Here is a 24,977-nt window from a genome sequence, read left to right as displayed (position 1 = left end):
TCAGCCGATGGTGGGCGGATCCATCTGCACCCTGATCGGCTGTGAATCGTGTTGTGCATTCCGGCCGACCTGCGCTGCATGGAGCGCCGCAGCCAGTTCTCGACCTTGAGATCTTCTACACCGCAGCAGTATTCGCTGCGGATCGGAGATCTCGTCGCGATTGAGGCCAGAGGGCAACCGCACGCCGGCGGGTAGTTCCACCGGACCGAGCACCTCACCACCCGGCGGGAGGTGGACGGTTTCGGCAAAGGCGACGATGGCCGGACCGGCGCCGTCGATCGAGGCCATCGTGACCGCAGGCGGGAACCCGAGTTCGGTCCGCTGCGCCACCTCGTTCTCGGCGAAGCCGACGGGGTCCCAACGGATCACCGACTGCACCGGGCCGAGTCCCGCGTCGGCGACGATCACCACTGCTCCCCCACGTCCGTGGGGACGTACGAGCATGGCGGCGGACAGCCAGCGGCGAACCGCCTCTTCGCTGGCTCGCAGTTCGGTGCGATCGAGCTGCGCCCACGTGTCCAGCAGGATGGCGGCGCCGTAACCGTCTTCGGCAACGGGCTCGGCGCCCGGGGTACTGACCACAACACGGGGACCGCTGCCGATGCTGTCGACGATCTTGTCTCCGCCCGAGGTCAGGACGGGAACCCCCGGGAATGCGCGGCCCAGCTCCTCGGCCGTCCGGCGAGCCCCCGTCGTCAGCGCCCTCACCTTGGTGAAACCGCATTCGGTGCAGCGGAAGTCGGCGTCGGGATGACCACACCACCGGCAGCTCAACAAACCCACCGAGTTGCTGTCGGGCCCGGCACCATCGGTCGGCACCGGGCCGTCTGCCTGCATCGGTCCGTGGCATCGACGGCAACGTACGTGCGAACGGCACCGTTCACAGGCCAGCGACGGTAGATAACCGCGCCTGGGCACGCTGAAGAGCACGGGGGCGTCGGCGGACAAGGCGGCGCGGGCCGCATCGAACGCGACGGCCGGGATTCGGGCCGAGCGAGCAAGCGGATCACGGACCACCCGGTTGTCCTCGTCGGAGAGCGCCGAGATGCGAGGGGATCGTTCACGGACCACCGAACGTGACGCGGTGAGGTCGTGAGCCCAGCCGGCATCGACGAGGGCTTGGGTCTCGGCCGTACGAGCGACACCACCGAGGACCAGTGCGCATTTGTCGCTGTGCGACCGCAGGACCGCCACTTCGCGGGTATGTGGGTACGGCGCACGGGGATCGCACAGGCTGTCGTCCCCGTCGTCCCACACACAGATCAGTCCGAGGTCGGGAATCGGCGTGAACACTGCGCTCCGGGTGCCGATCACCACCGAGGCTTGCCCGCGCAGTGCTCGCAACCACCGCCGATACCGTGCCGAAGGGCCCAATCCCGCGGACAAGGACACCACCCGGTCACCCAAGATCGGTTCGCACGCTGCTTCGAGCCGTACCAGATCGCGCTGGTCGGGCACCACGATGATGGCGCTGCGGCCGGCGACCACCGTGTGGCATGCGAGTTCGGCCAGTCGCCGGGGCCAGTCCTCCCCGGGCACCGCCTGCCATGCCGCCCGCGCGGCTTTGCCATCAGCGACAGCAGCAAGGTACGACTCTGCATGCTCGTATGGTTCCCATCCGTCTACATCGACGGTCGGGGGCCTGGGGGTGCCTGGCGGGGCACCCACGGTCTGCTCGGTGCGCGCATGGCGGGGCGGGATGGCCAGCCGCAGGACATCTGTCATGGTGCCCGCGTACCGATCGGCGACCGCCCGCGCCAGCGTGGCCAACTCCGAGGTCAGGACCGGTTCCGGCGAGACCACCCTCTCGAGCCACCCGAGCTTGCCGGGATGGTCGCTGGCCTCGATGCGGTCGAGTATGTACCCGTCGACGAGACGGCCGGAAAAACGCACCCGCACCCGGACACCCGGCTGGGCGTCCAGGTGCTGGGCATCTTGTACCTGGTAGTCGAACGGCCGGTCCAGATGGGCCAGCCCGAGCATCGGCAGAACACGCGCGACCGGCAGTTCAGGTGCGAGCTGCCGCTCTGGTTTCACGCGCCGGCAGCAGCCTTCAGCTTGTCTGCCCGGTCGGTGTGCTCCCACGGCAGATCGATGTCGGTGCGACCGAAATGTCCGTAGGCGGCCGTCGGGGCGTAGATCGGCCGAAGCAGGTCGAGGTCGCGGATGATCGCGCCCGGACGCAGGTCGAAGACCTCGGAGATGGCCGACTGGATCTTGGCAGGGTCGACGGTCTCTGTGCCGAAGGTCTCGACGAACAAGCCCACGGGGGCAGCCTTGCCGATGGCGTAGGCGACCTGAACCTCGATGCGACCGGCCAGACCTGCCGCGATTGCATTCTTGGCGACCCAGCGCATGGCGTATGCAGCACTGCGGTCGACCTTCGACGGGTCCTTGCCCGAGAAGGCGCCGCCACCGTGACGGGCCATGCCGCCGTAGGTGTCGACGATGATCTTGCGCCCGGTGAGTCCGGCGTCGCCCATGGGCCCGCCGAGGACGAACTTGCCGGTCGGGTTGACCAGCAGACGGACATCATCGGTGTTGAGGAACGGCAGATCGAGATCGGCGAACACCGAATCCAAGACCTTGCTGCGGATGTCGGGGGTGAGGAGGTTCTCGAGGTCGATGTCGGCGGCGTGCTGCGTGGAGACCACCACGGTGTCGAGGCGGACCGGCTTGTCACCGTTGTATTCGATGGTGACCTGGGTCTTACCGTCCGGCCGCAGGTATGGGAGCACACCTTCTTTACGTACCTCGGTGAGGCGACGGGCGAGACGGTGCGCAAGCGCGATCGGAACCGGCATGAACTCAGGGGTCTCGTTGGTCGCGTATCCGAACATCAGGCCCTGGTCGCCGGCACCCTGGCGAGCGATCTCGTCCTCGGTGATGCCTTCCACGCGCGACTCGTACGCGTTGTCGACACCCTGGGCGATCTCCGGGGACTGCGCGCCGATGGCGACGTTGACACCGCAGGAGTTGCCATCGAATCCCTTGGCCGACGAGTCGTAGCCGATCTCCAGGACCTTCTCGCGCACGATTTTGGGGATGTCGGCGTACGCCGTCGTGTTCACCTCACCCGCCACATGGACCTGACCGGTGGTGACCAAAGTCTCCACCGCAACCCGGGCACGCGGATCCTCGGTCAGCAGGGCGTCGAGGATCGAGTCGCTGATCGCGTCACAGATCTTGTCGGGATGACCCTCGGTGACGGACTCGCTGGTGAACAAACGGGTATCGGTCATGTTTTCCTCTCGGAGGCGGTGGTCCTGAAGAGTTCGGTACGGTGCGCGACTACCCGCGGACCTCAAATTACACACGTGGGTCGAGCTACGGACATCGACCTTCTGCGCCAACACCATCTGTGCGTACAGCGTTGATCGCGTCAAGTATTCGGGTCGCCATGAGTGTTTTCGACCCGAGTGGCAGGGCAGTTTCTTCGCCCCCTGCGGCCAGGATCCAACCGGTGTTGTGGTCCATGCCGAATGCCTTGCCCTCGCCCACCGCGTTGACGACCAAGAGGTCGCATCCTTTGCGGGCCAGTTTTGCCCGGCCGTGGTCGAGAACCCCGTGCTGGAGGTCGCCGGTTTCGGCAGCGAAGCCGACGATGGCCGTCGACCGTGGGACCGAGCCGCTGCGGCGAGCGGCGACCAGACCGGCGAGGATGTCCGGATTGGTGGTCAATTCGATGGGGGCCGGTCCGCTGTCCGACTTCTTGATCTTGGCGTCGGAGACCTGCACGGGCCGAAAATCGGCGACGGCCGCGGCCATGATCACCACGTCGGTCTCGGGGGCTCGCTTTCCAATCTCGTCGGCCAGCTGCGCTGCGGTGGCGATGCGGATGATCTCCACTCCCGCGGGATCGGGCAGGTTGGAGGTGGCACCGGCGACCATGGTCACCTGAGCCCCTCGCTGGGCAGCGGCACGGGCGAGGGCGTACCCCTGCTTCCCGGAGCTGCGATTACCGAGGTAGCGGACGGGATCGAGGGGTTCGCGCGTGCCGCCGGCACTGATCAGGAATTTGACCCCGGCGAGGTCGTACGGGAGGGCGTCGGGGCGATCGAGCAGCAGCTCACCCAGCAGCGATATCTCCTGCGGATCGGGCAGACGTCCGGCCCCGGTGTCGACACCGGTCAAACGGCCCGATGCGGGAGTCATCACGGTGGCGCCGTGCTCCCGGAGGGTGCTCACATTCGCTTGCGTGGCCGGGTGCTCCCACATCTCGGTGTGCATCGCCGGGACGAACAGGACCGGGCATCGCGCGGTCAACAACGTCGACGTCAACAGATCGTCGGCGCGCCCACTCGCAGCGCGAGCCATCAGATCGGCGGTCGCCGGCGCGATCAACACCAAGTCCGCTTCCTGACCGAGACGGACGTGAGGCACGCGCGGCACATCGGCGAACACCTCGGTGCTGACGGGGTTACCGCTGAGCGCCTCGAATGTTGCCGCACCGACGAACTTCAACGCCGATTCGGTGGGGATGACACGCACGTGATGGCCGGCCTCGGTGAAGTGACGCACCACCGAGCCGACCTTGTACGCGGCTATGCCGCCACCGACCCCGATGACGATGTTCTTACGCGTCGTACCGACGTTCTCGCCCACGAACTCTCGCCTCCGGACCGGGTAAAGGGAAGCTATTCGCCTTCGGTGTGCTCGAGAAGGTCCGCGTGGATCTCACGCATGGCGATGGAGAGAGGCTTCTCCTGGAGGCCCGGCTCGACGAGAGGACCGACGTACTCGAGGATGCCGTCACCGAGCTGGTTGTAGTAGTCGTTGATCTGACGCGCACGCTTGGCGGCGTAGATGACCAGCGCGTACTTCGAAGAAGCGCGTTCCAGCAGCTCGTCGATCGGCGGGTTCGTGATGCCCAGGGGTGTGTCGTACGCGGTTGCGTCGACCTCGCCGATGAACTCGTCTGGGGTGGTCAAGCTGCTCACATTGCTCCTACGAATTATTCAAATGGGATTCAACCAGCAAGGATACCAAGTGCTTGGCCACCGAGTCGACTTCGTCGTTCACCACGACGTGGTCGAACTCGTCGGCACTGTCCAATTCGGCCCTCGCGGTTTGCAGTCGCCGCTCGATCACCTCGTCGGATTCGGTCCCGCGGCCGCGTAGCCGGGACACCAGTTCGTCCCAGCTCGGCGGCGCGAGGAACACTGTCACGGCCTCGGGTACCGCTGCCCTGATGTTGCGGGCTCCGGCCAGATCGACCTCGACGAGCGTGGGCCTACCCTGCTCCATCGCTTCGAACACCGGCCGCGAGGGTGTGCCCGAACGTTGCAGTCCCCCGTGGATCTCGGCCCACTCCAGCAGTTCGCCGTCGGCGATCAACCGATCGAACTCACCCGGGGTGACAAAAAAGTAGTCGCGTCCGTCGACCTCACCGGCGCGCGGGGCGCGGGTGGTCGCAGAGACGCTGAACATCAGGTCGGGCAGCAGTTCGCGCAGCCGCCGGACCACGCTGGACTTTCCGACAGCAGAAGGGCCGGCCAATACGAGAAGCCGGCCCCTCTGCCGTTGTTCTGGGCTCACTGTGATGAGCGATCAGGCAAAGTCGAACTTGGCCAGAAGCGCTTTCTTCTGGCGATCACCCAAGCCGCGCAGACGGCGGGTCGGCGCGATCTCGAGCTCGGTCATGATCTCCTGCGCCTTGACCTTGCCCACCTTCGGCAATGCCTCGAGCAGTGCCGACACCTTCATCTTGCCAAGGATCTCGTCGTTTTCAGCATCCTTGAGAACCTGCTGTAGATCGGTGCCGCCTCGCTTCAGGCGCTCTTTGAGCTCCGCACGGGCCCGGCGAGCGGCAGCTGCCTTCTCCAATGCAGCGGCGCGCTGCTCGTCGGTCAACTGGGGAAGGGCCACGGTTCCTCCGATTTCGTCTGTGTGATTCTCTGCCCCGCGCCGGTGGCGTCAGGGCGTCCGCCTCTGTGGGGAGGCAGCGAAAGCGACCGTACCCACGCACGTCGCCTTTTGCGACCCCGACCCCGGCATTCCCCCACTAAAACGGGTGTTGTAAGCCTTTCGAACGAGCTTTTCCGCCGTCCCGCATCAGTGGCAGTTAAATCTGTCTAGTATCTGATTGATCCGGCGAATGGCGTTGCCCGACAACGGCATTCGAAGCACACAACGGAAATGTCGAGCATCATGACGTAGGTCACATCCGTGGTGCTGCTGTGACGGGTGTTCCGCGCCGGGATTTTTCGAAGTTTTTTGCCGGTGCGCGCGTGTCGGAGGACCGTGTGACCTGTGCGAATGCCCACCCGACCGCCTTGATGGCCTCGTGAACCGCGTTCAGCGCCTCGTGTTAGATGTGGATCGCACACACTGACAATTCTCAGCCGGGACGGGGTTTCATCATCGTGACCAACCAACAGACTCCACGAGAGGGTCTGCTTCCCGATCGGCTCCGGAACCTTTACGCACTGACTCTCGGTGACGGGATCCGGGATGAGGTGTCGACCGAGAACGTGGTGCTGCACGACGAACCACACCGCCGTCTGCGCCGATTCGGAAACACCGAGCAGCTGCGTGCCGCCCGCCTCGCCGGGCACCCGCCGGTGGTGCTCGTTCCGCCGATTGCCGCACCCGCGAGCTGCTACGACCTCGATCCTGATCACTCGTTGGTCAAGCATCTGCTCCAGACCGGACGCATTCCGTACGTGCTCGACATCGGCGAAATCAGGAGAAGCGACCGACACCTCGGTTTCGAGGACTTCTTCGACGACATCGTCCCGCAGGCGATCACCCGCGCGCAGAGTGACTTCTATGCCGCGGATCAGGACATCTCGAGCCGCACCGGTGGCCCCGGCCAGGTGGACCTGGTCGCATGGAGTCTTGGCGGAACGATCAGCCTGCTCACCGTGGCCGCAGATCCCGCCCTGCCCGTCCGATCGGTCACGGCCGTGGGCACTCCCCTGGACTACGCGCTGGTGCCCCCCTATCCCCTCGTACGGAAGTTGACCCGGCCGACCAAGGGTCTGGCGGTCACCGGCATTCTCCGGCTACTCGGCGGGATCCCTGCGCCACTGGTGCAGATCGGCTACCGAGGCACGGCATGGCAACGCGAACTGAAGAAGCCTGGTTTCATCCTGTCCAATCTCGGTGACACCGAGAAGCTCGCACGGATGGAGATCGTCAATCGCTTCCAGCGTGAGTTCCCCGGCTACCCGGGCCGCCTGGCCGAACAGATGTGGGAGTGCTTCATCTATCGGGGTGAACTGGCGACCGGTGTGCTCGACCTCGGAGGGCGCCGCATCGATCTCACGAGCATCGGGGTCCCGGTCCAGCTGTTCGGGAGCCATCGTGACGCCATCGTGCCGTGGGCAGCTGCCCGGCACGGTGTCGACCTGCTCAAGGGATCACCACAGGTGCACTTCGACACCGTCGAGACAAGTCATCTGGGACTGATCGCCGGACCCGACGCCGTTTCCGGCACGTGGCCGCGAATCGAAGCATTTCTGGAGTCGTTGCCGGTGGACTCCGCACCGGCAGACGAGGCCACACCCCACGGCGACGACCGGTCCGAGGTACTGGAACAAGAGGTCTCGGGCTAGGCCTGGTCCCCGAGCGCCGCCTCGATCTCGTCCCGGGTGCGGCGCGCGGCATCGCGCAGTGCTGTCACATCGGGACCGTGACGCAGCACCGACCGGGAGCTGGCCGGCAGCACCCACCGCTGATCGGCATCGGCGAACACAGCGGGTAGATCGCTCGCCGCAGCTCCTTGGGCACCAAGGCCCGGGGCCAGGATCGGCGCGCCGAGTTCCGCCAGCTGCAGTCCGTGGTGCCGGGTCGCCCCGACCACCAGTCCGACAGTCGCGCGACCATCCGAGTTCTCCGCTGCAGCCGCATCAACGATGCTCTGGGCCACCGCCACGCCACCGTCGCCCCGGGCCAGCTGTAGCGACTCCCCCTCAGGGTTGGAGGTGCGGGCCAGCGCGAACACGGCCCGTCCCTCCGAGCGCGCAAGTTCGATGGCGGGGCTCAGTGACCCGAAGCCGAGATAAGGCGAGACGGTCAGGGCATCGCCGCACAGCGGTGATGCCGGATCGAGCCAAGCCCGCGCGTACGCGGCCATCGTCGAACCGATGTCGCCGCGTTTCCCGTCGGCGATGACCAGCGCGCCACCGGCCTGACAACCGCTGATCACCGACTCCAGAGCCGCGAAGCCTGCCGAACCGAACGTCTCGAAAAACGCCACCTGGGGCTTGATCACCGCGACGGACCCGGCAAAGGCCTCGACACAGATGTCACCGAACGCACGGACGCCCGCAGCGTCGACCGACAGACCCCACGCCTCGAGCAGTTCCGGATGAGGGTCTATCCCCGCGCACAACCGGCCGCGGTCGGTGACCGCCGCCCGGTAGCGGTCGGCAAACGATGTGTCGCCGACCGCACCCGATCTCGCGTCCACCTATGCGCCCAGCATCGTCCGGTGCCGCTTCTGCAGCGACTGCACACCCATGGCCCCGCCCAACGCGGCTTCGATGCCCTGGATCGCCGCGCTCGCGCCCTGCACCGTGGTGATACACGGGATGTTCACCGACACAGCGGCACTACGGATCTCGTAACCGTCGATACGCGGACCGGAGTTGCCGTAGGGAGTGTTGATCACCATGCCGATCTCCCCGGCCCGGATCCGCTCGACCACGCTGACCTCGCCCTCGGGCAGATCGATGTCAGAGTGCTTGTACACCTGGGTGCACTTGATTCCGTTGCGCCGCAACACATGTGCGGTGCCCTCGGTGGCCAGGATGTCGAACCCCAGATCAGCGAGCCGCTTGACCGGGAACACCAGAGCGCGCTTGTCCTTGTTGGCGACGGACACGAACACCTTGCCGGACACAGGGAGTGAACCGTAGGCGGCCGTCTGCGATTTCGCGAAGGCACGGCCGAAGTCCGCGTCGATACCCATCACCTCACCGGTCGACTTCATCTCCGGGCTGAGCAGAGAGTCGACACCGGTGCCGTCGGCTCGGCGGAACCGGTTGAAGGGCAGTACGGCTTCCTTCACCGACACCGGCGAGGTGTCGGGCAGTTCGGAGCCGTCCCCTTCGGCCGGCAACATGCCGCTGGCACGCAGCTCGGCGATCGTGGCGCCCAGCATCACCCGCGCACAGGCCTTGGCCAACTGGACCGCGGTGGCCTTGGACACGAACGGAACCGTGCGGCTGGCCCGCGGATTGGCCTCGAGGACGTACAGGATGTCGTCCTTCAGCGCGTACTGGACGTTGAGCAGACCACGGACACCGATGCCCTTGGCCAGCGCCTCGGTGGACTTGCGGACGTTCTCCAGGTCCGAGCGGCCGAGTGTGATGGGCGGCAACGCACATGCGGAGTCGCCCGAGTGGATGCCTGCCTCTTCGATGTGTTCCATGACCCCGCCGATGTAGCAGTCGGTGCCGTCGTAGAGCGCGTCGACGTCGATCTCGATCGCGTCCTCCAGGAATCGGTCGACGAGAACGGGATGCTCGGGCGTGATCTCGGTGGCCCGGGAGATGTAACTGGCGAGGGAATCCTCGTCGTACACGATCTCCATACCCCGCCCGCCGAGCACGTACGAGGGCCTCACCAGCACCGGGTACCCGATGTCGCCGGCAATGGCCTTGGCCTGATCGAACGTGGTCGCCATGCCGTACTTCGCAGCGGGCAGACCCGCCTCGCTGAGCACGTTGCCGAACTCACCGCGATCCTCGGCGAGATCGATCGCCGCCGGGCTGGTGCCCACGATCGGAACACCCGCAGCTTCGAGCCGATGGGCCAGACCCAGCGGGGTCTGCCCGCCGAGCTGCACGATGACGCCCTTGACGGTGCCCGACTCCGACTCGGAGTGGAACACCTCGAGGACGTCTTCGAAGGTCAACGGCTCGAAGTACAGCCGGTCGGCGGTGTCGTAGTCGGTGGACACGGTCTCCGGGTTGCAGTTGACCATGACCGTCTCGTAACCCGCCTCCGACAGCGTCATGGCGGCGTGCACACACGAGTAGTCGAACTCGATGCCCTGACCGATCCGGTTGGGGCCCGACCCGAGGATCAGCACCTTCGGCCGCTCGCGTTGCGGCGCGACCTCACTCTGCGCGGCGGGGTCGAGCTCATAGGTCGAATAGTGGTACGGCGTGACCGCCTCGAACTCGGCGGCACAGGTGTCGACCGTCTTGTAGACCGGACGCACGCCCAGCGAGTGCCGTAGGTCGCGGATCGCGGTCTCGTCGTCCACGTCGTCGCGCAGCGCGGCGATCTGCCGGTCGGACAGCCCGTTGCTCTTGGCCTCGCGGAGCAGGTTCTCATCCAGGGTGTCCGCCTCGCGGACCCGCTGACCGAGTTGGTGGACGGCTTCGATCTCGGCGAGGAACCAGGGATCGATGGCGGTCGACTCGAACAGCTGCTCCACGGTCGCGCCCATGCCGAATGCCTGCATCAGGCCGTACAACCGACCGTCCTTGGGCGTGCGGAGCCGTTCGAGCAGTTCGGGGAGCAACGGAGCCGGTTCGTCGGTCTCGGGTTCGGTCCAGAACCCGGCGGCCTTGGTCTCCAGCGAACGCATCACCTTTCCGAGTGCCTCGGCGAACGATCGGCCCAGCGACATGGCCTCACCCACCGACTTCATCGTGGTGGTGAGGGTGTCGTCAGCGCCGGGGAACTTCTCGAACGCAAACCTCGGCGCCTTTACCACGACGTAGTCGAGGGTGGGTTCGAAGCACGCCGGGGTCTTCTTGGTGATGTCGTTGAGGATCTCGTCGAGGCTGTAGCCGACCGCCAGCTTGGCCGCGATCTTGGCAATCGGGAACCCGGTCGCCTTCGACGCGAGCGCCGACGACCGGGACACCCGGGGATTCATCTCGATGACCACCATCCGGCCGTCGGCGGGATCCATCGCGAACTGGATGTTGCAGCCGCCCGTGGCGACACCGACCTCACGGATGATCTCTATGGAGAGGTCGCGCATCTTCTGGTACTCGCGGTCGGTCAACGTCATCGCAGGCGCCACCGTGACCGAGTCACCGGTGTGGACACCGACGGGATCGACGTTCTCGATGGAACAGACCACCACGACGTTGTCGCGGTTGTCACGCATCAGCTCGAGCTCGTATTCCTTCCAGCCCAAGATCGACTCCTCGATCAGGACGTTGGCGCTCGGCGACGCCGCCAGCCCGCCACCGGCAATCCGGTTGAGGTCGTCGGCGTCATAGGCCATCCCCGAACCGAGCCCACCCATGGTGAAAGAGGGGCGAACCACCACCGGGTAACCGAGGTCGGCCACCGTATCGTGGACCTCCTCCATGGTGAAACACACTCGGGAACGGGCGCTTTCGCCGCCGACCTTGGCAACGATGTCCTTGAACTTCTGCCGGTCCTCGCCGCGCTGGATGGCCTCGAAGTCGGCGCCGATGAGCTCGATGTCGTACTTGGCGAGAATGCCCTGGTCATGCAGATCCACTGCGGTGTTGAGTGCGGTCTGCCCGCCCAGCGTCGCCAGCACGGCGTCGATGGGATATCCGGCATCACGCTCGGCCTCGATCACCTTCTCCACGTAGGCGGCGGTGATGGGCTCGACGTAGGTCGCGTCGGCGAACTCCGGATCGGTCATGATCGTCGCGGGATTGGAATTGACCAGGCTCACCCGCAGGCCTTCGGCCTTGAGGACCCGGCAGGCCTGTGTGCCCGAATAGTCGAACTCGGAGGCCTGACCGATGACGATCGGTCCGGATCCGATGACCAGGACGTGCTTGAGGTCGGTACGGCGGGGCATCAGGCACGCGCTCCTTGCAGCAGAGAGACGAACTTCTCGAAGAGGTACGCGGCGTCGTGGGGTCCTGCCGCGGCCTCGGGGTGATATTGGACGGAAAACGCTCGGCCGTCGATGAGTTCGATGCCTTCCACCGTGCCGTCGTTGGCGCAGGTGTGGCTGATCCGGGCACGACCGAAGTCGCTGTCGAACTCTTCGCCGGCTTCACCCTCCAGGGCAAACCCGTGATTCTGGGCGGTGATCGACACGGCTCCGGTCGTATGGTCGACCACCGGGATGTTGATTCCGCGGTGGCCGAACTTCATCTTGTAGGTACCCCGGCCGAGCGCGCGGCCCAGGATCTGGTTCCCGAAGCAGATGCCGAACAGCGGGATCCCGTCACCGAGCACGCTGCGGGTGAAGTCCACCGGGTGGTCGGCGGTCGCGGGGTCGCCGGGTCCGTTGGACAGGAACACGCCGTCCGGTTTGATGTCGGCGATGGCGTCGTACGAGGTGCCCGCCGGCAGTACGTGCACCCGCACTCCGTGCTGGGCGAACATGCGCGGGGTGTTGGTCTTTATCCCCAGGTCGAGCGCCGCCACCGTGAACCGGGCTTCGCCCTCGGGTTCGACGACGTACCCGTCGGTGGTCGACACCTCACCGGCCAGATCGGCACCGGACATCTCAGGCGCCTCGACCACCCGCCGGAGCAGTTCGTCCGACCCGGCGAGCGCATCTCCGGAGAAGATCCCGGCCCGCATCGACCCGTGGTCGCGCAGGGTGCGCACAACAGTACGGGTGTCGATGCCGGCGATGCCGACGATGCCCTGGTTGATCAATTCGTCTTCCAAGCTGCCCGTGGCGCGCCAACTCGACACTCGTCGGCTCGGGTTGCGCACGGCGTACCCACTCACCCAGATCTTGCCGGTGTCGTCGTGGGTGGCGCTGGGATCGTCCGCGCCGTAACGACTTTCGCCGTCCTCGGTGTTCCATCCGGTGTTGCCGATCTGCGGCGCGGTGGCCACCACGATCTGCCGGTGGTAGCTGGGGTCGGTGAGTGTCTCCTGATATCCGGTCATCGCCGTGCAGAAGACGGCTTCTCCGAGAGTCTGGCCGAGCGCTCCGAAGCTCGTCCCGACGTAACGTTCACCGTTCTCGAGTACCAGCACCGCGGTGGTGGCCGGTTGTTGCTGTGTCACTGCTTCTTCTTTCCGTCCTGCTCGAGAGGTTTGACCCATTCTGGGTAGATGGTCTTGTCGTCGGCGCGAATGCCCGAATCGATCTCGGTTCCCGACGGGAGGAGCCAGCGGATGACGAGGACGCCGTCCGCGGTCATCACCTTGCCTGCCAGGCCCCTTTCGGTGCGGATGGCGGTGATCTGGTCATCCGGTATCCAGATCGGGTTGGCACCGGTGCGGTCGATGAGGATCCCGGTGTCGAAGCGGCTGATCTCCGCGACGGCACGGTCCCCGTAGTCACCGACGGCCACCCGGTCCTGCCAGCTGGGCGCGATGGTCGATCCGACGTACAACCCGGTGTGCGGGCCCAGCCGACGTGGTCCGAGAGTGGCAGGCACTTCGGGGAACGCACCGAGGAGCAACTCTTGTCGGCGGCCACGGCCTCGCCAGCCGAGCAGCATCAGGCCGACGATCCCGCCCCAGGCGAGAATGACGATCAGGATCACCACAACACCGGTCATCGGGGCGCCCGGACCTTGCCGCCGTGGTTGGTCACCTCACCGCGCAACACCGTCGCGACCACAACGCCGGGCAGGGTGAGACCGTCGAACGGTGAGTTCTCCGAGAGGCTGGCCAACGCACCGGATTCCACTGTCCATTCCGTATCCGGATCGACCAGGGCCAGGTTCGCCGGTTCACCGACCGCGATCGGGCGGCCGTGGTCGGACAACCCGGTGATCTCTGCGGGCCGTTCGCTCATCACCTTGGCGACCCCGCGCCAGTCGAGCAGACCGGATTCGACCATCGTCTGCACGACGATCGAGAAGGCGGTCTGCAGTCCGAGCATGCCCGGCCTCGCGTTGGCGAACTCGCAGCACTTCTCCTGCGCGGCGTGGGGCGCGTGGTCCGTGGCCACACAGTCGATGATCCCGTCGGCGAGAGCCTGCCGGAGGGCTGCCTTGTCGCGACCCTCGCGAAGGGGTGGATTGACCTTGTTGACGGGGTCGTATGTCTCCAGGCGGCTGTCGTCGAGGAGCAAGTGATGTGGCGTGACCTCGGCGGTGATCGAAATGCCCTGTCCACGAGCCCATTTGAGCAGTTCGACCGTACCCTCGGTCGATGCGTGGCAGATGTGCACCCGTGCGCCTGCGTCGCGGGCGAGCAGCGCGTCGCGCGCGACGATCGACTCCTCGGCCGCCCGTGGCCAGCCGGTGAGTCCGAGCCTGGCCGCGACGGCACCTTCGTGGGCGATGGCTCCCTCGGTGAGCCGCGGTTCCTCGGCGTGCTGGGCGATGAGTACGCCGAGACCCTTCGCGTACTCGAGCGCACGGCGCATGATCAGCGGATCGAAGACACACTTGCCGTCGTCGCTGAACATCCGCACCCCGCCGACGCCGGCGGCCATCGCGCCCATCTCGGCGAGCTGGGTGCCCCCGAGCCCGACCGTGACGGCGCCCACCGGATGCACATCCACGAGGCCCACCTCTTGGCCGCGGCGCCAGACGAAATCGGTGATGACGGCACTGTCGGCGACCGGGTCGGTGTTGGCCATCGCGAACACCGCGGTGTAGCCACCCAAAGCCGCTGCCACCGAACCTGTCTCGATCGTCTCGGTGTCTTCCCGGCCGGGTTCACGAAGGTGGGTGTGCATGTCGACGAAACCGGGCAGCAGCACAGCGCCCGCTCCGTCGAGCACATCGTCCGCCGCATCAGGGTCGATCGAGGCGCCGATCTCGACGATCTCGCCACCCTCGATCAGGATGTCCACGGCGTCGTCGCCGTATGGCCGTACATTGCGGATCAGGAGCTGCGCACTCATGCCACGCCCTCGCTCTCGGTTCCGACCAGCAACGTGAACAGCACGGCCATCCGCATATGCACTCCGTTCGAGACCTGTTGCAGCACAGTTGCTTTGGGTGAATCCGCCACCGAGAACCCGATCTCCATGCCACGCAGCATCGGTCCCGGGTGCAGCACCACGGCGTGGTCGGCGAGCAACGCCGACCGACGGTCGCTGAGCCCGTACCGGATGGAGTACTCGCGCGCAGACGGGAAGAAACCACCATTCATCCGCTCGGCCTGAACGCGCAGCAGCATGACCGCGTCGACGGCGGCGAGTTCGGCATCGAGACTGTGTGACACCTCGACGGGCCACGCCTCGACACCCACGGGCAGCAGCGTGGGCGGAGCGACGAGAACCACCTGCGCCCCGAGCATGGCCAGGAGGTGCGCGTTGGAGCGGGCCACCCGCGAGTGCAGCACGTCGCCGACGATCGCGATCCTGCGGCCTTCGAGCGAGCCGAGACGCTGCCGCAGCGTCAACGCGTCGAGCAGTGCCTGGGTCGGGTGTTCGTGGGTTCCGTCACCGGCATTGATCACCGATGGTCCGGTTCCCTCTTCCCATGTCCACTGCGCGATCTGATGGGCCGCACCCGATGCGGGATGTCGGACGATCAACGCGTCCGCTCCGGCGGCACGGAGGGTCTTGGCCGTGTCGCGCAACGACTCCCCCTTGTTCGCCGAGGAACTCGACGCGCTGACGTTGATCACGTCGGCGCTCATCCACTTGCCCGCAACCTCGAAGGACACGCGGGTGCGGGTGGAGTTCTCGTAGAACACGGTCATGATGGTCCGGCCGCGCAACGTCGGCAGCTTCTTGATCTCGCGGCCCACCAGGGCCTGCTCGAACCGTTCGGCCTCGTCGAGGAGTTCGGTGGCCGACTCGCGGGTCAGGTCGGACACCGACAGCAGATGCCGCATCAGATGTTCCCGGTTCGCAGGATCACGCGGTCCACACCGTCGTGCTCGCGCAGATGGACCTGCACGTCTTCGGTACGGGCGGTCGGGATGTTCTTGCCCACGTAGTCCGCACGCAGGGGCAGCTCCCGATGCCCGCGGTCCACGAGCACCGCCAGTTGCACCGCGGCAGGTCGGCCGAGATCGCGCAGGGCATCGAGCGCGGCGCGCACCGTACGACCCGAGTAGAGGACGTCGTCCACGAGGACAACCAGGGCGCCGTCGACGCCGCCGGCCGGAACCGCGGTCGGTTCCAGGGCGCGGTGCGGTTTGGCACGGAGATCGTCGCGGTAAAGCGTGATGTCGAGGTACCCGACCGGCACGTGGACGCCTGCGAACTCGGCGATGTTCTCAGCGAGCCGGCGGGCGAGAAAGATACCGCGGGTGGGGATTCCGATGATGACCACTCGAGGCGCATCGGCGTCGTCCAATGCGGTCTTCTCGATGATCTGATGCGCTATGCGCGCTATGGTCCGTCCGACATCGGCGTCGTCGAGTAGCTCGCGACCCGTGTCGGTACCGTCGCCCTCGGGAGTCGGCACAGTAATCGGGACCTCCTTCTCCGCCTCTCTGGACGGATCGTTAAAGGATGTCGGTCACTGCCATGGACACCGACATCACAATGCCTTCGTCCGGAACAGTTCGTGCATCAGGCTATCAGGCCGGGGCCGCCGCACCGCGACGGCACCGGCCGGTCTCACGCGTCCTCGGACGGTGACTGCTTCCCCAACGACGCACGTACCTGCGGCGCGAGGAGCACGATGCGACCGAGCACACCGTTGACGAATCCAGGGGAATCGTCGGTCGAGAGTTCCTTGGCCAATTCGACGGCCTCGTCGACGACAACGGCGGTCGGAACGTCGGTGGTGTTGAACAACTCCCAGGTGGCGAGCCGCAGGATCGCGCGGTCCACGGCGGGGAGCCGCGGCAGCGTCCACTCACGCAGATGCGACTCGATCACCGAATCGATCTGGCGGGCATCGCCCGCGACACCCTCGATGATCTGAGCGGTGTAGTCGTGGATCTTGCCCATACTGTCGTCACCGAGCGCGATCTCACGCCGCTGGGCGATCAGCTCGATCGGTGACTCGTTCTTGACCTCGGCCTCGAAGAGCAGGTCGACCGCGCGTTTGCGGGCCTTGTGGCGGGTGCCGGATTTCTTGACCAATGTCACGAGTTGACGCGGCCGAGGTAGCTGCCGTCGCGCGAATCGACCTTCAGCTTGTCGCCAGTGTTGATGAACAACGGCACCTGGATCTCGGCACCGGTCTCCAGAGTCGCGGGCTTGGTGCCACCGGTGGAACGGTCGCCCTGGACGCCGGGATCGGTCTGGGACACCAGCAGTTCGACGGTGACCGGGAGTTCGATGTACAGCGGCACGCCTTCGTGCGTGGCCACCTGCACGGTCATGTTCTCGAGCATGAACTTGGCTCCGTCGCCCACGGTCTCCGGGTTGACGTTCAACTGCTCGAAGGTCTGCCCGTCCATGAACACGTAGTCGCTGCCGTCGTTGTACAGGTACGTCATGTCGCGGCGGTCGACCGTCGCCGTCTCCACCTTGACCCCGGCGTTGAACGTCTTGTCGACGGTCTTCCCGGAGAGCACGTTCTTGATCTTGGTCCGCACGAAGGCAGGACCCTTACCGGGCTTGACATGCTGGAACTCGAGGATCTGCCAGAGCTGACCCTCCATGTTGAGCACCAAGCCGTTTTTGAAATCCGAAGTGTTGGCCACGTCTGTTCTTCCTCTCACCCGCCCCGGGCATCTTGTTGCGCGACGTCCTGCTCGCGCCGGGGCGCACGGTCAGATGACGGTGAATGTCTTGTCGGTGGTGGTGAGCAGATCGGGTTCGCCGTCGCGGATCACGAGGGTGTCCTCGATCCGAACGCCACCTCGGCCCGGCAGATAGACACCGGGTTCTACGGTCACCGCTGCACCGCAAGGTAGTGTACCCGTGCTCAGCTTCCCGATGGACGGCGCTTCGTGTATCTGCAGGCCGACGCCGTGTCCGAGACCGTGCACATACTGCTCACCGAACCCCGCCGCGTCGATGATCGATCGGGCTGCCGCATCCACCTCGCCGGCGTCGACGCCGGGTGCCAGCGCCTCGCGGCCAGCCTGCTGTGCCTGTGCGACCAGGTCGTAGATCTCTCGTTGCCAGGACTCAGCTCTCTCCAAGACGTACGTGCGGGTCATGTCGGAGTGGTAGCCACCGACCACCGCACCGAAGTCGATCTTGAGCAGGTCGCCCGACCCGAGCACGGCATCGGTCGGCCGGTGGTGAGGAACGGCGGAGTTCGCCCCGGTCGCCACGATCGTCTCGAACGACACGGCCTCGGCACCGCGCTCGAACATCGCCCATTCGAGTGCCCTCGCGACCTGACGTTCGGTTTTGCCCGGAACCACGAGGCCGTCACCGAGGATGTCGGCGAGGGCCAGGTCGGCCGTCTGACAGGCGGTCCGGATCTGTTCGATCTCGTCGTCGTCCTTGACCATCCTGAGGTCCTCGACCAGCGCCCCCACCGGCTTCAGCGTCTCGGCGCCGGTGAGGATCGGCAGCAGCCGCTGGTGTGTTTCGACGGTCACCACGTGTTTCTCGAACCCGATCCGGGCGCCGGACCCCACCAGGTACTCGGTGAGCGCGGAAGGGCAATCGCGGGCGATGATCGCGGTGAGGTCGGGGGCCTGTTCGGCGACTTGGGTGAGATACCGCCCGTCGGTGCTGATCCGGTCATCACCGGATGCAGTCACCACAAGAGCGGCATTTGACCCGGTGAATCCGGACAGATAGCGAACATTGACCAGGTCCGTGACAAGAATCGCATCGACGCCGGCCGCGCTGAGTCCCACTCGAAGGCGGTCCCGCCGCCCTGCGTGGGCCGCGTTCGCGGGATCTGCGGCCACTCGACTGATGGGGGCGGCGGTCTGCGCCGAGGTGTCGGATGTAGCGCTCATGACGTCCAGGCTAGTGCGACTTCGCTCTCCGGGGATGGTCAATGCACCCCCGCGACCGGGGACGCCGACATCCGAAAACGTCGGTTTTGTGGGCCCTGCCACAAAAAGACGTGGCGCATCGGTACGCTGCTCACATGATTGCGTGGTTGCTTCGTGGCTTGGTGATGTCGGCGGTGCACATCGGTGCCCGGGTTCTGCTTGCTTTGGCGATCGTGCAGTGGCCACTGGAAGCCACCTATTGGAAGACCATCGCCATCGCGTCCGTGGTCCTCGTAGCAATCATCTGGGGCGGAATCGACGGCCTGCTCGACGGCCGCGCGCACGCTGACCCTGACGATTACGACGACCTGACCATGCGCTGGCTCAAGGCCGGCCTGCTCGCGGGGCTGATCTCCGCCATCGTCGGCTGGGTACTCGGCAATTGGGTGTTGGCCGGAATGGGCCAGAACTCGCTGGCGATCGAGATCTTCGCAGGCGGCGCGTTCACCACGCTTCTGATCTTCGTGCCCGCGCTTGTCGGCGCCGCGCTGGGCCGGTACCTCACGCGTCGTCAGCATCGCAAGAACGAGGCGAACCGCGAGCGGCAGGACGACAACCGCCGGGACCAGCGGTACGCGGATGACGACGATGCCGCATACCAGCGCACCCAGCCCGTCGGCCTGAACAAGTAACCGATCTGACTGGTAACCGGCGTGGGCCGACCGGCCCGCCGTTAAGGCCGGCCGGTCGATCGGTTGCCTAGATGAAGATCGCCCCGCCGGACGGTTCGTCCTTGGCGACGGTCGAGTACGCGGCCGCGAGCAGTGCCGGATCGGGCGCTTCCAGACGGCCTGGTTTCGCCAGACCGTCGAGCACCACGAAACGCAGCATTCCGGACCGGTTCTTCTTGTCCCCCGCCATGCCTTCGAGCAGATCGGGAAGCGCGTCCGGGTCATAGGCGACCGGCAATCCCACACTTTCCAGAACCGCCTTGTGCCGGTCTGCGGTCGCGTCGTCGAGCCGTCCGGCCAGTCGGCCGAGTTCCGCAGCGAAGACGAGTCCCACCGACACCGCGGCACCGTGACGCCAGCGGTACCGCTCCCGGCGTTCGATGGCGTGTCCCAGCGTGTGACCGTAGTTGAGGATCTCCCGGAGCGCAGACTCTCGCAGATCGGCCGCGACGACCTCTGCCTTGACCCGCACCGATCGCTCGATCAGCTCGGTCAGGATCGGCCCCGTAGGGTCGAGCGCCGCTTGGGGATCTGCCTCGATCAAGTCGAGGATCACCGGGTCGGCGATGAATCCGGTTTTGATCACCTCTGCCATGCCGGCCACGATCTCGTTGTGCGGCACGGTTTCCAGCGTTGCCGTGTCGATCAGGACCGCCCGCGGTTCGTGGAAAGAGCCGACCAGGTTCTTGCCGGCGTCGGTGTTGATCCCGGTCTTGCCGCCGACCGCGGCGTCGACCATGGCCAGCAACGTGGTGGGCACATGCACGATCGGGATGCCCCGCATCCAGGTGGCGGCGACAAAGCCGGCGAGGTCGGTGGCCGCTCCACCACCGAGGCTGATCACGACGTCGTTGCGCTTCATGCCAATCCGGCCGAACACTTCCCAGCAGAACGCGGCGACGGAAAGGTCCTTGCCGTCCTCTGCATCGGGAATCTCGACCCGGTGCGCGTCGAATTCGTTTTCTGCCAACGTCTTTCGGATTACTTCAGCGGTCTCGGCGAGCGTCGGCTGGTACAGGATGGCCACCGAGTCGGCACCGGCGACCGACTCGACGAGTTCGCCGAGCAGGCCCTTTCCGATGATCACCTCGTAAGGGCTCTCGCTGTTCACCGGTACCCGGATCGGTGTGGAGTCCGCGGTCATTGTCTCGCTTCCTGCGTGGTGAGTTGACTGATGATCTCGTCGGCCACGAGCCGTTGATGGGGCTGTGCGTCCACGACGATCGTTGCGATGTCTCGGTAGACGGGGTCTCGTTCGGCGAGCAGATCGGCATAAACCTGGGCCGGGTCAGGAGCCTGTAGCAGTGGACGCTTGGATCCCGAGACACGGGCGAAGCCCTGCGCCGCCGTCACGTGGAGGTAGATGACGTTCTGGCCTGCGAGCCGTTGCCGAGTCGATTCGGAGAGCACCGCGCCCCCGCCCAGCGACACGACGCCCCGCTCGCCGGCGAGCAGGTCCGCCACCACATCTTCTTCCAGAGACCGGAACGCGGGCTCGCCGTCTACTGAAAAGATCTCGGGAATCGTCCTGCCACTGCGCCGTTCGATCTCACCGTCACTATCGATCCAGTCGACACCGAGCAAGCGGGCCAGCTGCTGACCGACTGTTGTCTTGCCGGATCCCATGAAGCCGATCAGCACGGCCCGTGGCCCGGACGTCACGGCTGCGGTAGATGCGCGGCGACGCGTTTGAGGTAGCCCGCCAGGTTGTCAGCGGTCTCGTGAGCCGAGTCGCCACCGAACTTCTCCAGCGCCGCCTGAGCGAGGACCAGTGCGACCATCGACTCGGCAACCACTCCTGCGGCGGGAACCGCACACACATCCGACCGCTGGTGTATCGCGGTGGCCTGCTCGCCGGTGGTCATATCCATGGTGGACAGCGCGCGAGGCACCGTCGAGATCGGCTTCATCGCCGCCCGCACCCGGATGAACTCGCCGTTGCTCATGCCGCCCTCGAGGCCACCGGCCCGGTTGGTCGACCGGACGGCACCATGGGGTCCGGGCACCATCTCGTCGTGAGCCGCACTCCCCCGGCGACGGGCGGTTTCGAACCCGTCACCCACCTCGACACCTTTGATGGCCTGGATGCCCATGAGTGCGCCGGCCAGACGGGAATCGAGTCTGCGGTCTCCGCTGACGTGTGAGCCAAGGCCGATCGGGACTCCGGTGGCGACCACCTCGACGACGCCGCCCAGGGTGTCGCCGTCGCGCTTGGCTGCCTCGATCTCCGCGATCATCGCTGCCTCGGCATCGGTGGAGTAAGCCCGCACGGGGCTGGCGTCGATCTGCGCTAGATCGGCGTGGGTGGGGGCTGCCCCGATGTACGGATCGGAGGCGCCGATGGAGATGACGTGCGAGAGCACCTCGATGCCGAGCACCTGACGCAGGAAGTTGCGGGCAACCGTGCCGATCGCGACCCTGGCCGCTGTCTCACGTGCACTGGCCCGTTCCAGCACGGGCCGCGCGTCGGCGAATCCGTACTTGAGCATGCCCGCGTAGTCGGCATGGCCCGGACGCGGGCGGGTGAGCGGCTCGTTGCGGGCGATCCCCTCGAGTTCCTCGGCGGGTACCGGGTCGGCAGACATGACCGACTCCCACTTGGGCCACTCGGAGTTGGCGACCTCGATGGCGACGGGTCCACCCATGGTCACGCCGTGGCGTACACCGCCGATCATGGTGACCTTGTCGGCCTCGAATTTCATCCGCGCACCACGTCCGTAACCGAGACGGCGACGAGCCAATTGGTCGGCGATCTCGGACGACGTCACCTCGACACCGGCCACCATTCCTTCCAGAACGGCAACCAATGCGGGCCCGTGGGATTCTCCGGCAGTACTCCAGCGCAACACAGTGGTCAATTGTTCCACGCGTCGCCCGCCAGGCCCTCACCAGATCCCACAGACGAGCGCCGTGGCCGCGCACAGCGCCGGGCCATGGGGCTGTGGCCGTCGATCTCCGATGACCACCGCAGGCAACACGGTGAGGATGTGCGCCAGGACGATCACGGCCAGTACTGCTACGACGGAGCCGGCCAGGGCGCCCACGGTGATGGCGAGCTTCACGTCCCCACCCCCACAGGCGTGCAGCGAGAAGGCCACGAGGTAGATGCCGACGGCGACGACCAGACCCGGTGTGGCGGCGGGGTGAATCGCGACGGCCACGAGGGAGGCGACTGCAGCGGGCACGGTCAGTACGTTCGGCAGTCGGCGCGTTCGGACATCGGACACGGACAAGGCCACGAACCAGATCGCCAGCACCGGCATCAGCATCTGCACAACGCCAACAATGGCCGGTGCCACCGGCCGCGAGGGCTCCGATGAGCCAGGGCTGTGGACGGCTGCGCTTCTGTGGACAGATCAGGCCAGTACCGCGGCCATCGCCTCTCTGGGCGCCGGTCTGCCTGTGAATTGTTCGACTTGGCCGTATGCCTGGTTTAACAGCATCACCAGGCCACCGACAACTGCGCCACCCCGTTCGGCGACAGCGGTTGCCAGTGGGGTGGGCCACGGACTGTAGATCACGTCGAAGAGGCGGGGCGCGACGGCAGCGACGTCGACGAGGGGCTCGGCGGCTGCCGCAGGGACAGTGTTGACCAGCACCGCGCACTCGCGCGAACGCCTTGCCAGTTCCGGGCCGGGTTCAAAAGCGATCACCTCGGTGCGCAGGCCGAACGCATCTGCGACAGCAATGGCTTCCTCGGCCCGCGCGGCGCTGCGTGCTACCACCGTCACGTGTCCCACGCGGACTCCCGCGAGTGCTGCGAGAACGGGCGCAGCGGTGCCGCCGGCGCCGAGGACCACGGCAGACGCGCCGCCGAGGTCGCCGACACCGAGTTCTGTCAACGCTGCCGCCGCCCCATCGATGTCGGTGCAATCGGCCCGCCAGCCACCATCGGTCCTCACCAGGGTGTTCGCCGAACCGACCTTCGCGGCCCGCTCGGTCCGGGTCTGCGCCGCGTCCAGGGCGGCCCGTTTGCCGGGCATGGTCACCGACAGACCGATGTACCGATCGTCGAGCCCGCCCACCAGAGCGGGTAGCTGTTCGGCCGTGCACTCGATACGTTCGTACGTCCAGTCGCGCAGGCCCAGGGCCCGGTACGCCGCCAGATGGAGGTCGGGCGAACGTGAATGGCTCACCGGCGACCCGAGGATCGCGGCGGCCCGACTAACCACAGTTCGTCTGCAGCACGCCGTTGTCGCAGGCCTGCTGCCGATTGCGCTTGTGCTGCTCGAAATCGTCGGTGAACAGGGTTGTGCCCTGCTGATCGATGGACACGAAGTAGAGCCAATTGCCCACCGGCGGGTTCAGCGACGCCTCGAGTGCCGGCTGACCGACCGCACCGATCGGTGTGGGCGGCAGCCCCTTCTGCTGGTAGGTGTTCCACTTGGTGTCCGCGGTGAAGTCGTCGCCGGCGACATCGATGTTCTGGATCGCCGAGGTGTAGTTCACCGTGGAGTCCATCTGGAGTGCCTGATTGTCGTCGAGCCGGTTCACCACGACCCGAGCGACCTTGGGGTAGTCGTCGGCCCGGTTGACCTCGCGTTCGACGATCGAGGCGGTGACCAGCGTCTGATACGGGGTCATCTTGCTCGACGTGGTGCCCGATTCCGGCAGGCCCCACTGCGCAAACAGGGAAGCGCTGCGCGAGATCAGGTAGTTCAGCATCTGCACCGGGCTCAGATTCGGGTCGATCGCTTCCCACAGCGTCGGCGCGATGAGCCCTTCGATCCTGCGGTGGTCGCCGGCCAGCGCGGTGACCGCGTCGGTCGCCCACGACGGGACGCCCAGTTCCTGAGGTGTCGCGGTGGCTGCCGCCTGGGCCAATTCCTCGACGGTGACCCCGCTCTCCTGTCCGTTCAGGGTGAGCGAAGTGGCTTCGGCGACGCGAGCGAAGACCCCCGGCGTCGTCTTGCCGTCGATGCCTTCCTTGGTGTCGAGCTGCAGGCCCTCGGGAATGACCACCCGGCCCACCCGGTTGTCGTCGGTGAGCATGGAAACAGCTGTGCTGGCGGGGATCTCGGTGCGCAGCTTGTAGAAGCCCGCCGAGATCGGCTTGCCGTCGGCCGCGGTGGTGAAGGCGCCCACGCTGGCCACCACCTTGTTCTCCTTCAGGATCTCGCCGAATGCGGTGAGCGACGAGTCGGGTGGGATCTGTACCACCACATCCGACGTGCCCGCGGTGTTCGAGAAGTCCGAGTTGTCCGGTCCGCCGAACTGCCCGGCCAGCCGGAGTCCGGCGTAGCCGATCCCGCCGACGAGAAGCACCATGAACGCCACCGCCGCGGCGATGACAACCCTCTTGCGTTTGCGGCGCCGTTCGGCTGCCGCACTGCGTTTGGGCGAACGGTCCCGGGTGGGCAGTGCCGATCTGGGATCAGGGCGTCGTCGCGACGGCGCGGATGCCGGATCCACGCCTGCAGCGGTCACGCCGTCGCGGTCGGCGCGTTGACGCCTGTCAAAATCTTCCCGACCGGGGTCCACATATGGACCGGTCGCATCGTGCGATGCCATGGGGTCGTACGCACGGGGATGGCGAGAGCCACGTGGTTCGGGCGGAACCGTGCCCGGTGGCGGCGGATCGAATGGCGTGTCCATCCGAGGACCGCTTCC

24 protein-coding genes are annotated in these 24,977 nt (G+C 66.2%); 2 read left to right on the top strand and 22 right to left on the bottom strand.

Annotated features, from left to right (window positions below):
• From ACVWY6_RS20860 to mihF, 6 genes are all read right to left on the bottom strand, one after another.
• Complete coding sequence (locus ACVWY6_RS20860; protein WP_457541174.1) at positions 1 to 1,983, bottom strand: primosomal protein N'; 1,983 nt, start codon at positions 1,981 to 1,983, stop codon at positions 1 to 3.
• Positions 1,984 to 2,033: 50 nt separating this feature from the next.
• Positions 2,034 to 3,242, bottom strand: coding sequence for a methionine adenosyltransferase (metK, locus tag ACVWY6_RS20855; RefSeq protein WP_023959445.1), 1,209 nt, complete (start codon positions 3,240 to 3,242; stop codon positions 2,034 to 2,036).
• Positions 3,243 to 3,327: 85 nt separating this feature from the next.
• Positions 3,328 to 4,605, bottom strand: coding sequence for a bifunctional phosphopantothenoylcysteine decarboxylase/phosphopantothenate--cysteine ligase CoaBC (gene coaBC, locus ACVWY6_RS20850; protein ID WP_023959447.1), 1,278 nt, complete (start codon positions 4,603 to 4,605; stop codon positions 3,328 to 3,330).
• A 32-nt stretch (positions 4,606 to 4,637) separates the two neighbouring features.
• Positions 4,638 to 4,955, bottom strand: a complete 318-nt coding sequence (rpoZ, locus tag ACVWY6_RS20845) for a DNA-directed RNA polymerase subunit omega (protein ID WP_369792635.1) — start codon at positions 4,953 to 4,955, stop codon at positions 4,638 to 4,640.
• Positions 4,948 to 5,538 carry a guanylate kinase gene (gene gmk / locus ACVWY6_RS20840; RefSeq protein ID WP_031332553.1) on the bottom strand — a complete coding sequence of 197 codons (591 nt, stop codon included), beginning with the start codon at positions 5,536 to 5,538 and terminating at the stop codon, positions 4,948 to 4,950. Before gmk ends, rpoZ begins: the two co-directional genes overlap by 8 nt.
• A 12-nt stretch (positions 5,539 to 5,550) precedes the next feature.
• Positions 5,551 to 5,868, bottom strand: a complete 318-nt coding sequence (mihF, locus tag ACVWY6_RS20835) for an integration host factor, actinobacterial type (RefSeq protein ID WP_023959453.1) — start codon at positions 5,866 to 5,868, stop codon at positions 5,551 to 5,553.
• Positions 5,869 to 6,365: 497 nt separating this feature from the next.
• Between mihF and ACVWY6_RS20830 the strand changes: the two genes are divergently transcribed.
• Positions 6,366 to 7,559, top strand: coding sequence for an alpha/beta hydrolase (locus ACVWY6_RS20830; RefSeq protein WP_457540653.1), 1,194 nt, complete (start codon positions 6,366 to 6,368; stop codon positions 7,557 to 7,559).
• Here ACVWY6_RS20830 and pyrF read toward each other — a convergent pair.
• From pyrF to ACVWY6_RS20780, 10 genes are all read right to left on the bottom strand, one after another.
• Entirely contained in the window at positions 7,556 to 8,416 is an 861-nt protein-coding gene (gene pyrF / locus ACVWY6_RS20825; RefSeq protein WP_457540651.1) for an orotidine-5'-phosphate decarboxylase, read from the bottom strand. The two genes, ACVWY6_RS20830 and pyrF, sit on opposite strands and share 4 nt — an antisense overlap.
• Positions 8,417 to 11,752 (bottom strand): carbamoyl-phosphate synthase large subunit, encoded by a 3,336-nt coding sequence (gene carB / locus ACVWY6_RS20820; protein ID WP_457540650.1) that lies wholly within the window; start codon positions 11,750 to 11,752, stop codon positions 8,417 to 8,419.
• The gene (gene carA / locus ACVWY6_RS20815) at positions 11,752 to 12,927 is read right to left on the bottom strand and encodes a glutamine-hydrolyzing carbamoyl-phosphate synthase small subunit (protein WP_033334891.1); all 1,176 of its coding nucleotides are present in this window, start codon (positions 12,925 to 12,927) and stop codon (positions 11,752 to 11,754) included. The genes carB and carA overlap by 1 nt, the downstream gene beginning before the upstream one ends.
• The gene (locus tag ACVWY6_RS20810) at positions 12,924 to 13,427 is read right to left on the bottom strand and encodes a PH-like domain-containing protein (RefSeq protein ID WP_023959463.1); all 504 of its coding nucleotides are present in this window, start codon (positions 13,425 to 13,427) and stop codon (positions 12,924 to 12,926) included. Before ACVWY6_RS20810 ends, carA begins: the two co-directional genes overlap by 4 nt.
• Complete coding sequence (locus ACVWY6_RS20805) at positions 13,424 to 14,725, bottom strand: dihydroorotase (protein WP_457540648.1); 1,302 nt, start codon at positions 14,723 to 14,725, stop codon at positions 13,424 to 13,426. The genes ACVWY6_RS20810 and ACVWY6_RS20805 overlap by 4 nt, the downstream gene beginning before the upstream one ends.
• Entirely contained in the window at positions 14,722 to 15,666 is a 945-nt protein-coding gene (locus ACVWY6_RS20800; protein WP_023959467.1) for an aspartate carbamoyltransferase catalytic subunit, read from the bottom strand. Before ACVWY6_RS20800 ends, ACVWY6_RS20805 begins: the two co-directional genes overlap by 4 nt.
• Positions 15,666 to 16,244 (bottom strand): bifunctional pyr operon transcriptional regulator/uracil phosphoribosyltransferase PyrR, encoded by a 579-nt coding sequence (pyrR, locus tag ACVWY6_RS20795; protein WP_062798000.1) that lies wholly within the window; start codon positions 16,242 to 16,244, stop codon positions 15,666 to 15,668. The genes ACVWY6_RS20800 and pyrR overlap by 1 nt, the downstream gene beginning before the upstream one ends.
• A gap of 155 nt (positions 16,245 to 16,399) precedes the next feature.
• Positions 16,400 to 16,876, bottom strand: a complete 477-nt coding sequence (nusB, locus tag ACVWY6_RS20790; protein ID WP_457540646.1) for a transcription antitermination factor NusB — start codon at positions 16,874 to 16,876, stop codon at positions 16,400 to 16,402.
• Entirely contained in the window at positions 16,873 to 17,436 is a 564-nt protein-coding gene (gene efp, locus ACVWY6_RS20785; protein WP_023959473.1) for an elongation factor P, read from the bottom strand. The genes nusB and efp overlap by 4 nt, the downstream gene beginning before the upstream one ends.
• Before the next feature lie 69 nt (positions 17,437 to 17,505).
• Positions 17,506 to 18,657, bottom strand: a complete 1,152-nt coding sequence (locus ACVWY6_RS20780) for a M24 family metallopeptidase (RefSeq protein WP_457540644.1) — start codon at positions 18,655 to 18,657, stop codon at positions 17,506 to 17,508.
• 134 nt (positions 18,658 to 18,791) lie between these two features.
• Here ACVWY6_RS20780 and ACVWY6_RS20775 point away from each other — a divergent pair, with 134 nt between their 5' ends.
• Positions 18,792 to 19,328, top strand: a complete 537-nt coding sequence (locus ACVWY6_RS20775; RefSeq protein ID WP_030163173.1) for a B-4DMT family transporter — start codon at positions 18,792 to 18,794, stop codon at positions 19,326 to 19,328.
• Between the two features lie 67 nt (positions 19,329 to 19,395).
• Here ACVWY6_RS20775 and aroB read toward each other — a convergent pair whose 3' ends face one another.
• The 6 genes from aroB to mltG all read right to left on the bottom strand — a co-directional run bounded on the left by aroB (position 19,396) and on the right by mltG (position 24,962).
• Complete coding sequence (aroB, locus tag ACVWY6_RS20770) at positions 19,396 to 20,511, bottom strand: 3-dehydroquinate synthase (protein WP_457540642.1); 1,116 nt, start codon at positions 20,509 to 20,511, stop codon at positions 19,396 to 19,398.
• Positions 20,508 to 20,993: a shikimate kinase gene (locus ACVWY6_RS20765; RefSeq protein ID WP_457541172.1), complete on the bottom strand. Its 486-nt coding sequence runs from the start codon at positions 20,991 to 20,993 to the stop codon at positions 20,508 to 20,510. Before ACVWY6_RS20765 ends, aroB begins: the two co-directional genes overlap by 4 nt.
• A gap of 32 nt (positions 20,994 to 21,025) precedes the next feature.
• Positions 21,026 to 22,234 (bottom strand): chorismate synthase, encoded by a 1,209-nt coding sequence (gene aroC, locus ACVWY6_RS20760; protein WP_062797994.1) that lies wholly within the window; start codon positions 22,232 to 22,234, stop codon positions 21,026 to 21,028.
• A gap of 18 nt (positions 22,235 to 22,252) precedes the next feature.
• Positions 22,253 to 22,636: an A24 family peptidase gene (locus ACVWY6_RS20755; protein ID WP_457541170.1), complete on the bottom strand. Its 384-nt coding sequence runs from the start codon at positions 22,634 to 22,636 to the stop codon at positions 22,253 to 22,255.
• Positions 22,637 to 22,723: 87 nt separating this feature from the next.
• Positions 22,724 to 23,503 carry a shikimate dehydrogenase gene (locus ACVWY6_RS20750; RefSeq protein WP_400730304.1) on the bottom strand — a complete coding sequence of 260 codons (780 nt, stop codon included), beginning with the start codon at positions 23,501 to 23,503 and terminating at the stop codon, positions 22,724 to 22,726.
• 28 nt (positions 23,504 to 23,531) lie between these two features.
• Entirely contained in the window at positions 23,532 to 24,962 is a 1,431-nt protein-coding gene (mltG, locus tag ACVWY6_RS20745; protein WP_457540639.1) for an endolytic transglycosylase MltG, read from the bottom strand.
• Positions 24,963 to 24,977: the final 15 nt, after the last annotated feature.

This window comes from Williamsia sp. R60 (assembly GCF_054063855.1).
Note: the sequence above shows the minus strand (reverse complement) of the source record. Positions and strands in the feature narration are given on the sequence as shown.